Here is a 10320-nt window from a genome sequence, read left to right on the forward strand (position 1 = left end):
TGGGAAATTGCACCCCATTTGACCAGTCGTTTGCATTCGACTTGACCAGTCGTTTGCATCGGACGTGACCAGGCATTTGCATTGGACTTGACCATTCGCCTAGCGAATGATGGGACGGCTACAACAGCGCTACGGGGGGCACTACCTGGGGGGTGCCATCAGCGATGCACATCCACCCCCAAGTCCTGAGTGCCGACGTCTTCTTAAACTCATCGACCAACTCGACCGCGATTTCCCCAATGTCTTCCCGCAACCCGAACTGCGGTCGCATTGCGTGCAAAACGTCAATCCCCATATCCCCGGCAAGAAGCTTGCACATCACCCTGTTACGAAGCTTCCAAGGCAAGGCTTTTCCGCGCCTTTCTGGATGCTGATAAACCATCGTGTTCAAATGGGCTGACGCATGGATGTAATCAGTGCTGCTCATCCAGATCTGCAAGTGCGCAGGCACGCCAAGAGGTAGGACGTTGAACGCCAGCCAATCCATTAGCACAACGGCAACACCGCGCGCTTGAAGCTCCATCGCCAACATCAGAAGCACTTTGTGTAAGGAGTTTGCTGCTTTGATAGCGAGAGATTTTCGACCTAGATGATCCGCTTCGACCACTATCGCGATCAGCGCTGCGAGGCTATCTAGGCTCGCCCTACGTTCGAGCTTTTCAAATAGAACTTGAGTGGTTGGTTCTCGTTGAGAACTGTCCCAAATCATGTCGCTGGTGTTGCGGTAAAGCACCAGCTGGACTTCGGTGTTGAGCGTTCGGAAGAAACTTTCGAAGCTGATCTTCTGTTGTCGGGAGATCTGCTTCATCAACGTCCATATAGGATGGAGCAAGTCGCGGGAAGATCCAGGTGCTAGCAATTCTACCCTGCTCAGGGTAGTGGCCTTGGGCGAGATCAATTTCTGTTCGTACCTTGACCACTTGCTCCGGTAATGCCGGATCGTGCCATTGCTATTCCTTCGGAACGACTCCTTTTCAAAGTGCAGCTCAAGGGCGTATGCAGTTTTGAGGCCTGTCCGCTGCCTCAGTCCTTCGAACCAATAGCCTACTGCGAGCATTTCCACGGTATTGCTACGGGGATTACTATTTTCCGAAATTTGTTCGCGCAAGCTCTCTGCGAACTCCGAATAAATTTTTGCAATTCTTTTAAAATCAGACATTTAAATATTCCCGGCTGATCTTTGTACCGTAAAAAATGTAGAAGTCTTACGGCTGGAGCGCAAGGAGTCGGTTTATTACTATTAACTGTGACCAAGCCGGACATTAAGTGCGATGCGTGAGCCCATTCAAATCCAAATCCTGGCATCAGAATTAGAACTCGATCTTAAGGGCCGATATGGCTTGATGGTGGGAGGCAGCGCGTTGTGGAGAGAGTTGGGTTACACGTCGTACGATGCGTTTCGTAAGGCTAAGCAGCGAGGAACGATTGAGGTGCCACTATTCGAAGTACCTAATCGTAGGGGGTTCTTCGCTCTGTCCAAGGAGGTCGCCTGCTGGATTGCCACGCAGCGCTGCGCACGGCAGCAGGCCGTGTGACCTAGGCATATGAGGAGTATCGCAATGAGACTAGGCTAGGTGTTAGCCGGTGGATTTGGAACACAAAAAAGCCCAGGGGTGGAGCCCTAGGCTTTTTTGATGGTGTTAGGTTTTCAGCCCTATGCACCATCATTCTGTGTTCCCTCGCGTTCGGCGTCAAGCCGACCACCATCCGTTTGTCTGCAATTTTCACACGGCGCGACTTGTGAGGCATTAACACGCCTGTCGCGAGGAGAACACATGAGGCTGCCAATAGTTACGCAGCGCGAGGTGCTACGTCTCGCGTGCGACCCCAGGCTGTCGAACAGGGCGATTGGCCTATTAGCCAAAGTGTCCCACAACACTGTTCGCACCATTCGCGATCAGCTAGCCCAGTGTGGGCAAAGCTGGGAAGATCTGAAGCACCTTGACGACAACGCTCTTGCGGAGCGTCTGCATACTCAGCCGAGAACATCACCTCAAAGGAAGCCATACCCCTCATGGCTCGCTGTCCATGAACAGTTGAAACTCCCTGACATCACTTTAGAGCTTCTATGGCAAGAGTTTCGTACGAGCGAGCCAGAAGGCGTGTCATATGCTCAATTCACGCGACTCTATCGTGAGTGGGTCAACAAGCAAAAATTGAGCATGCGACAGATCCACCTCCCCGGAGACAAATGCTTCGTGGACTTTTGTGGCAGGACAATGCCTGTGACAAACCCGGACACGGGGGCGATCAACCAGGCGCAAGTGTTCGTGGCAACGCTCGGCGCCTCGGGATACATCTTTGCCACCGCTGTAAATAGTCAAACGACACCGGACTGGCTCAAATGCAACGCTTTAGCTCTGGAGTTTTTCGACGGTGCTCCTCGGTTCGTCGTGCCTGATAATTTGAAGTCAGCAGTAACTAAAAACACGAGAGATGTTGTGACTTTAAATCGTGCCTACGCCGAGTTTTCTGAGCATTACGGATTTCAAATTTACCCCGCCAGACCGCGTAAACCGAAAGACAAGTCGCTAGGTGAAATCGCCGTTCAGCTGGTACAGCGGTTCGTTCTTGCTAGGCTGAGAGCGATCACTTTATTTTCTCTGGATGAACTGAATGAGAAAATCAGCTTCTGGGTCGATGAACTGAACAATCGAATCACTCGAACGTACCCAAAGAGCAGAACCAGCCGGTTCCTTGAGCTTGATTACCCAGCCCTCAAGCCCCTCCCAGAACAGCGATACAGCTACAGTCAGTGGGTGTATCAGGTTCGGGTGGGTAGCGATTACCACGTGGGTTTTGAAGAGCACAGCTACTCAGTTCCCTATCACTTTGCGAACCTTCTCGTCGATTTACGCGTGCGAGACGATTGGCTCGAAATCCTTCATCAGCGCCGAGTCATCGGCTCGCACAAGCTCAACCGCCAGCGCGGATTAAGCACGCTGAGAGAACACTTGGCTCCGAATCACAGCCATTTTCAAGACTCTCAGCCGGAGGCACTGATGGTATGGGCTGAGACGATCGGGCTTGAAACGCTCCGTTTCGTGAAGGACAACCTCAATCTACGCAAAGATTTCGCGACCGGTTTGAAGGCCGTTATTGGCCTGAAACGCGACGTTCGAAAGGGGGCTATCTCGCCGTCTCGCCTTGAGTCTGCGTGCGGCTATGCCAACACATTAAACATCCTGAGTTCTGAGCGCTTGCGGTCGATCCTTCGGAACGAATCTGACCTGCGTCCCAGCTACCAAAGATCCGCCCCCTTGGTCGAACACGCCAACATTCGCGGTGCTGAATACTACGCTTCACAAGGAGATGAGCCGCTATGAAGTTAATCCTCAATACTACCCAAAACCTCATGACTCTCGGTCTGCACGGGATGGCGGTTGCCTACGAGCGACAGCTTGAAACACCGGCGCTGCTGAAAGAACCATTCGATACAAGGCTTGGTTTAATGGTGGACGCCGAAAATAGCGAGCGGGAGAGCAGAAAGGTTGGACGTTTGCTAAAGGCCGCGAGGCTTCGCGAGAATGAAGCCACAATGGACAGCATTGAATTCAAAGCATCCCGAGGCATAGACCGGCATACTGTTATGACCCTTGGAGAGTGTGAATGGTTGGCGCGACGCCAGAATGTGATCATCACAGGCGCCACGGGCACTGGCAAAACTTGGCTCGCTTGCGCACTCGGAAACCAGGCCTGCCGCCTTGGGCGAGGGACGCTGTACCGCACTGCCACGAAGCTTTTTGAAGAGATCTCACTTTCTTACGCTGACCACACCATGCCCAAACTACGTCGGCAATTGATACGCGCAGAGCTATTGATCATCGACGATTTGGGCATCGGTGGCATTGACGCCCAACTCGGCCCATTCCTCCTAGACGTTATCGACCAGCAGTCACAGAACGGGTCATTGCTGATCACAAGCCAGTACCCGAAAGAAAAATGGTATGACCTGTTCTCCGACCCCACGATTGCCGACGCAATTCTTGACCGTATCGTTCACAAGTCCCATGTCATTGAACTGAAGGGCGAATCGATGCGAAGGGTCAAAAGTCGCAAACGGGCGTAAGAGCATCCGGCGAGTGTTTCTGGTGGTCAATACGAATGCAATTGGTCAAGCCGAATGCAAACAGGTGGTCAATTGCCATGCAACCGCTTGTTTTTCAATATTTTCGCCATATTGGAGTTGGGCCATTGCTATGCCATTTTGAATCGGCTTACTTATCAGCCGTGATCAGAATGGATCTGGGCCACCCTCAACACCCGTAAAAGTGATTTCAGGGGGTTCCCCCTCCCGCTGCCATCCGAATTGATAAAGCAGCCATTGATAGGCGCCTTCCCGCCGGTCTACCACGAGCAAAAGCGTCCATCCGACTCGGAGTAGTAGGTTCGCGTTTTCTTCACTACGGGTACTGGTCAATTGAGTCGTATTGTCGATGCTCATCAGGGCACCCTCGTGCTGAGACCATTGATGAAAGCCCGCCTTGAGGCCGCCTGGCCGCATCTGAGGGGTTCGGACGACGCTGATTGTGTGGTGTAAGCGAGGCCCGCGCACTCACCATACCTGTTCCCGACCATCAATGAGGTGCCAGACAGACAACATCTCTGCGGTACTGCTGTGGAAGTTCAGTACGGCGTCGTTATGTATCCAGATCGTACTCTGGAACAGTCTAGAACTGATTTTCGGAAAGGTTGCCGAGTTGCCCCTGTATCCATCTCGCAGGGCTGTAGGCGTCTAATTTGTGTTAACACAAAACGGAGTGATTTGCGGCCACTCCGTTTACGCAGGAAAACGCTCGTCGCTCAAACTGCGCCATGCGCCGCCAGGTTGCGATACTGCCCTTTGAAATAGAGCAATGGCCGTGCGGTGTCAGCCTTTTGCAGACCCAAAGCTTTCACCTCACCAATCACTATCACGTGATCACCTGCGACGTGCTCAGCGTGGATTTCACAGTCAAGCCAGTGCAGGCTGTCGGCAATGACTGGATTACCTAGCGGCGATTCCTGCCATTTGATTCCATGCCACTTATCCGTGCCTCGGCGAGCGAACTGGTTGGAAATTCCAACCTGTTCACCAGACAGAATATTGACTGCGAATCGACCTGCCTCACGAATCTTCGGATAGCTGGCCGAACTGCACATGATGCTGAACGAGACCAGTGGCGGGTTCATCGACACGCTATAAAACGACTGGCAAGTAAAGCCAATCGGCTCATCACCGGTGTGCGATGTAATCACCGTGATACCGGAAGCGTAGTGCCCGAGCGCCTCACGAAAGCTCATCGGCTCGATGGCAATAGCGGTAGCGTTGGTAGTGGCAGTGAGTGACATCGCAGTTCCTAGTTGGACAGCTCTTTTCGAATGATCTCTGCGCCCGCGCTCAATGCATTCAACTTGCCTCTTGCAACCTGGCGAGGCAACGGAGCCATGCCGCAGTTGGTGCAAGGATAAAGCTTGTCGGCATCTACGAACTGAAGTGCCTTGCGCAGGGTATTGGCGACTTCCTCGGGCGTCTCGATGGCATGGTTTGCTACATCAATAGCCCCCACCATCACTTTTTTGCCGCGAATGAGTTCGATCAGATCCATCGGAACGTGAGAGTTGTGACATTCCAGCGAGACGATATCGATGCTGGATTTCTGCAACTTGGGGAACGCCTCTTCATATTGGCGCCATTCCGAACCCAGCGTTTTCTTCCAATCGGTGTTGGCTTTGATGCCGTAGCCGTAGCAAATATGCACGGCGGTTTCGCACTTAAGCCCTTCGATTGCTCGCTCCAAGGTGGCCACACCCCAGTCATTCACCTCGTCAAAAAATACGTTGAATGCAGGCTCGTCGAACTGGATGATATCCACCCCAGCAGCCTCCAGCTCTCTGGCCTCCTGATTGAGGATCTTCGCAAATTCCCAAGCCAGTTTTTCACGGCTTTTGTAGTGAGTATCGTAGAGGGTGTCAATCATCGTCATTGGGCCAGGCAAGGCCCACTTGATCGGCTGCTTCGTTTGCTGGCGCAAAAATTTGGCGTCCTCCACGAACACCGACTTTTTCCGAGCAACAGCGCCTACAACCGTCGGCACGCTGGCATCGTAGCGATCACGAATCCGTACGGTTTCACGATTTTCAAAATCGACGCCTTCGAGATGCTCGATGAAGGTCGTCACAAAGTGCTGACGGGTCTGTTCGCCATCACTGACGATATCAATGCCGGCCAGCTGTTGTTCCTGCAAGGAAAGGCGCAGAGCGTCCTGTTTACCTTCAACCAGTTCTTCATCCTGCAATTTCCAGGGTGACCAAAGCGTTTCAGGTTGTGCGAGCCAGGAAGGTTTAGGCAAGCTACCAGCGGTCGAAGTAGGCAACAGTTTTTTCATTAAAAATGACCTTGATTTAAAATTATTAAAGCGCGCAGCTAACAGACCACTGAACGAGAATGGCTTGATACGGATTGATGAATTGTTCTTCGGCAAACTTTCCCTGTTCGGCAGCCAGTCGACTACGCTCTTCTCGATCATAAAAAATTCGAGTCAATGAATAGTCCTGATGCTTCAAACTAGGCTGATAGGACTTTCCAGCTGCGGAGTTTGCATTGTAAATCTCAGGACGGTAGATTTTCTGGAACGTATCCATTGTGCTAATGGTGCCAATCAACTCAAGATCGGTGTAATCACCGAGCAAATCCCCTGAAAAGTAGAAAGCCAGTGGCGCAGCACTGTTCGGTGGCATGAAATAACGAACCTTCAAGCCCATTTTCCCGAAATACTCATCTGTCAAAGAGTACGCATCTTGCTGGTACTCAAAGCCTAGGACAGGGTGCTGGTTCTGGGTTCGCAGGTATGTCCGGGTACTTGATACGCTCAGGCAGATGACAGGTGGCTTGTCGAAGTGCTCTTTGTAAGCGCTTGAGTTGACGAAGCACTTGAATAATTTACCGTGCAAATCGCCAAAGTCATCTGGGGTGCTGAATTCCGACTGGTTTTTGTTGTGCTCCAGCAGCCGCACACTGAAGTCATAGTCTCGCACGTAGGATGAGAAGTTGTTGCCTACTATGCCACTTATGCGTTGATTGGTTTCTCTATCAACAATCGTGGTCTTCAAAATCTCAATCAAAGGAATAGCGTGGCCGCGACCCTCAGCATCGATTTTCATTTCAGCGGAGATAATGTCCAACTCGACCGTGTAACGATCACCCTTAGGATTACCCCAGTGCGCCAATGCATTAAAGCGATTATCAATCATCTTTAAAGTGTTGCGCAGGTTTTCCTGACGACTCTCTCCTCTCGCCAGATTGGCAAAGTTGGTCGTAATGCGCGTACTTTCTGAAGGAAAGTAGTTCTCATCAAAACAAATGCTCTTGATAGCAAATGTGAATTCGTTGTTCATCGTGACCTGCACCTGTATTTTGGACAAATCTGAAATGGCGCCTTGCCTCTTTCAGCTTTGGTAAACATTCTGTTCCTTCACTCGACGGCCTGTAGATCGGCCACCGTGAAATGCTGCGGGCATTTTAAGCAAGGAAGCCACATGAACAAAAACGAATTGATTTCAAAAGAACATTAGTCACGCTCATGATGGCGTGCAGGCTCAGGAACGAGGTCACCGGAGAGGCTCATGCTGGCAATTGAAACAAGAAGTCACATCGCTCAACGCTGCCATTCGTACATCTGCACGACCGTTTGCGCAGTTTCAATCGACAGAGTTCGATACTCACGTAGAATCCAAATGTTTCAAATTATTGCAAAGACGGAAGCCGGTGAAATGCCGCACGGTCGCGCCACTGTATCCAGACATCTGGGAGTCAGACCCGCCTTTGCATCCGCCCTCATGCCTGCCACTGGGACGCGTACTCCCGAGGTCTCCACATGCTTAAGAAACTACTGGGTGTCATCAGCAACGCCAATGCTGAAACCCGCGCCAAACTGATCAGTACCTACGCGCTACTCATCGCCATCAACTTGCTGGCCTGGGGCTGGGCGTTGGTGGCCTTCCACGACCACCCTGTATTGCTCGGCACAGCCCTGCTCGCCTACGGCTTCGGCCTACGTCATGCGGTCGATGCCGACCATATCGCGGCCATCGAAAACGTCACGCGCAAGTTGATGCAAGACGGCCAGCGACCAACGATGGTCGGTTTCTTTTTTTCCATGGGCCACTCCAGCGTGGTGGTGTTGGCATCACTGTTGATCGCCATCACCACCTCGGCGCTGAGCTCACGCTTCGAGGGTTTCAAGGAAGTCGGCGGCGTAATAGGTACGTCAGTATCGGCGTCGTTTCTGTTGCTGATTGCCTTGATGAACCTAATTATCCTGCGTTCGATCTACCGAGCCTGGAAAAATATTCGCGCGGGCGGTAAGTACAACGACGACGATTTTGACCTGTTACTGGCCGACCGCGGTTTTCTCGCCCGTTTTTTTCGACCGCTGTTCCGACTGATCACCCGCAGCTGGCACATGTACCCGCTGGGCTTCCTGTTCGGCTTGGGTTTTGATACGGCCTCAGAGATCGCTCTGATGGGCATCTCGGCCTCCCAAGCGGCACAAGGCATGTCGCCGTGGGCAATCATGGTGTTCCCAGTGCTGTTCAGTGCGGGCATGTCGCTGGTCGATACCCTCGACGGCCACCTGATGCTGGGTGCCTATGGTTGGGCTTACCTAAAACCTATGCGCAAGATCTACTACAACATGACCATCACCCTGGTTTCGGTTGTCGTTGCAGTGCTCATCAGTGGCGTGGAAGGTTTGGGTCTGTTGGCTGACAAGCTGTCACTGGAGGGCCCTTTCTGGGAATTCATCGGTGACATGAATGAGCATTTCGGAGCCCTTGGTTACTTGATCATCGGCATCTTCATAGCCAGCTGGGTAATCTCCATCAGCCTGTACCGGTTGAAAGGTTTTGACCGCATGGAAGTCAATACCTAATCGACGCTGGAGGGTGGTCACGAGAGTGATCACTCTGTTTTTGCATTTACTAGAACTCACCTGTGATTGGATACTCGACGGCAAGACGTGTCTGATCGCCATCCAGATCCACTTGGGCAGTGTCGCTACGGTGAGCGTTGTGACGGATGCAGAAACTGGCTGTTTTAACCGTTCCACTCTGTACAACTTATTTTGCTTCCATATCTCACTCCCTGTGTATGTCTCCTGTGCCGTAGCTCAGATAACCGCCATCGGCGGTCGGCATAACGACCATCAATATCCAGCCCTCTCACTTGATTTAGGAAACATCTGCGCCATGCTGGCGAGATCTGTGGCTACGCAGGTAGCGTCTAGTTCACAGGCTTGATTCTGAAGCACTATGCCCGAACGGTACTGATGCCCTCCAGCGTCGAAAAGGAAGTTTGAGTGCTTAACCGCTCCACGACGACCTCTCTGCTTCGATAAAAGAGGTCGATGATAGTGAATTATCCTGCGTTGCTGCCTGCCTTTTGGTGGCTGGATGTGCGTGGAATGGGTGGCCGGATCACCGTGGAATAGGTGGCCGGATGTTCATGGAATCAGTGGCCGGATGGCCGTGGAATACGCAAGCTCATCGTAAAGACCGCGATGTGCGTTTTTTCTGCGGGATGACATCTCTCACAATTCGCTCACAGGCTAGATAGCGATTGCCCAGTCCTGGCGCTACTGATCGGTTTCTATCTGGTCTGACCGTCTGCATTGGGTCGACTGGCGTCAGTCACGTGGGGCGTCTCGACCCGAAGCAGCCATTCGCCATCTACCAGTAGATCTACTGGAATCTACTTCCCCCGCAAAGCCGCCACTCGGTGCGGGTGTGAAGTTCGAGGGATTCAGAGATATCCGATCCACAACGCTCGTCAGTGCGAAACTCCAGGATTCGCGAAGCTCATGCTTGACCCCCTCTATTTTTCAACGGTTTTAGTCGGTTCTCGCAACTTCGTTGAGGCGCTGACATTCTGCCCTCGCCTCATCGGCACTGAGGACTTTTCCCGACACGGCCTGAGCTGTCCGTACGTTAACAATTCTGTAGTAGAAGCCGTCATTTCCGAGCTGGTCATTCAAAGGCGGCGTAGGTTCTACTGGCCGTTTTTGCACAACAAAGATCTCTTCCATGATTCTTTCCCAAACTGAGATGGCGGTGTCGGGCGCGCAGGCCTAGCGGGTTGTAGGAGATGTGATCGCCAGCCACCCGGCGTAAGAAAAGGTGCAGCTCCGATCCATCGTGTCTCTTGGTGCTCTTTGAAGCAGCGTGACTGAAGAACACAGTGTAATCGAGTAGGAGGCGGATTCACATCCGCCGTCCTCTCACACCACCGTACGTACGGTTCCGTATACGGCGGTTCAGGTTACACGGCTAAGCCGGTTAATC

General features: G+C 52.2%; 8 protein-coding genes and 1 pseudogene. 3 read left to right on the forward strand and 6 right to left on the reverse strand.

All coding sequences use genetic code 11. From position 1 onward, the window contains the following. Positions 1 to 118: 118 nt before the first annotated feature. A complete protein-coding gene (locus ACZRN6_RS35985; protein WP_464009927.1) occupies positions 119 to 1159 on the reverse strand; it encodes a hypothetical protein in 1041 nt (346 codons plus the stop codon). A gap of 616 nt (positions 1160 to 1775) precedes the next feature. Between ACZRN6_RS35985 and istA the strand changes: the two genes are divergently transcribed. Together istA and istB are read left to right on the forward strand one after the other, a co-directional pair. After that, on the forward strand, positions 1776 to 3326 hold the full coding sequence (istA, locus tag ACZRN6_RS35990; RefSeq protein ID WP_464009928.1) for an IS21 family transposase: 1551 nt from the start codon (positions 1776 to 1778) through the stop codon (positions 3324 to 3326). Next, entirely contained in the window at positions 3323 to 4069 is a 747-nt protein-coding gene (gene istB, locus ACZRN6_RS35995; protein ID WP_464009929.1) for an IS21-like element helper ATPase IstB, read from the forward strand. The genes istA and istB overlap by 4 nt, the downstream gene beginning before the upstream one ends. Before the next feature lie 734 nt (positions 4070 to 4803). Here the strand turns inward: istB and ACZRN6_RS36000 are convergent. The 3 genes from ACZRN6_RS36000 to ACZRN6_RS36010 are packed head-to-tail and all read right to left on the reverse strand — an operon-like array spanning position 4804 to position 7377. Continuing rightward, positions 4804 to 5331 carry a flavin reductase family protein gene (locus tag ACZRN6_RS36000; RefSeq protein ID WP_464009930.1) on the reverse strand — a complete coding sequence of 176 codons (528 nt, stop codon included), beginning with the start codon at positions 5329 to 5331 and terminating at the stop codon, positions 4804 to 4806. 8 nt (positions 5332 to 5339) lie between these two features. Continuing rightward, complete coding sequence (locus ACZRN6_RS36005; protein WP_464009931.1) at positions 5340 to 6368, reverse strand: methionine synthase; 1029 nt, start codon at positions 6366 to 6368, stop codon at positions 5340 to 5342. A gap of 25 nt (positions 6369 to 6393) precedes the next feature. Further along, a complete protein-coding gene (locus ACZRN6_RS36010; protein ID WP_464009932.1) occupies positions 6394 to 7377 on the reverse strand; it encodes a DUF1852 domain-containing protein in 984 nt (327 codons plus the stop codon). A gap of 479 nt (positions 7378 to 7856) precedes the next feature. Here ACZRN6_RS36010 and ACZRN6_RS36015 point away from each other — a divergent pair, with 479 nt between their 5' ends. Continuing rightward, positions 7857 to 8912, forward strand: a complete 1056-nt coding sequence (locus ACZRN6_RS36015) for a HoxN/HupN/NixA family nickel/cobalt transporter (RefSeq protein ID WP_464009933.1) — start codon at positions 7857 to 7859, stop codon at positions 8910 to 8912. Between the two features lie 49 nt (positions 8913 to 8961). Here the strand turns inward: ACZRN6_RS36015 and ACZRN6_RS36020 are convergent. Together ACZRN6_RS36020 and ACZRN6_RS36025 are read right to left on the reverse strand one after the other, a co-directional pair. Further along, positions 8962 to 9087 (reverse strand): annotated as a pseudogene (locus tag ACZRN6_RS36020) (hypothetical protein); the annotation flags it as partial. 782 nt (positions 9088 to 9869) lie between these two features. Then, positions 9870 to 10064, reverse strand: coding sequence for a hypothetical protein (locus ACZRN6_RS36025; protein ID WP_464009934.1), 195 nt, complete (start codon positions 10062 to 10064; stop codon positions 9870 to 9872). Positions 10065 to 10320 lie beyond the last annotated feature (256 nt).

It is taken from the genome of Pseudomonas sp. A125, assembly GCF_055409485.1.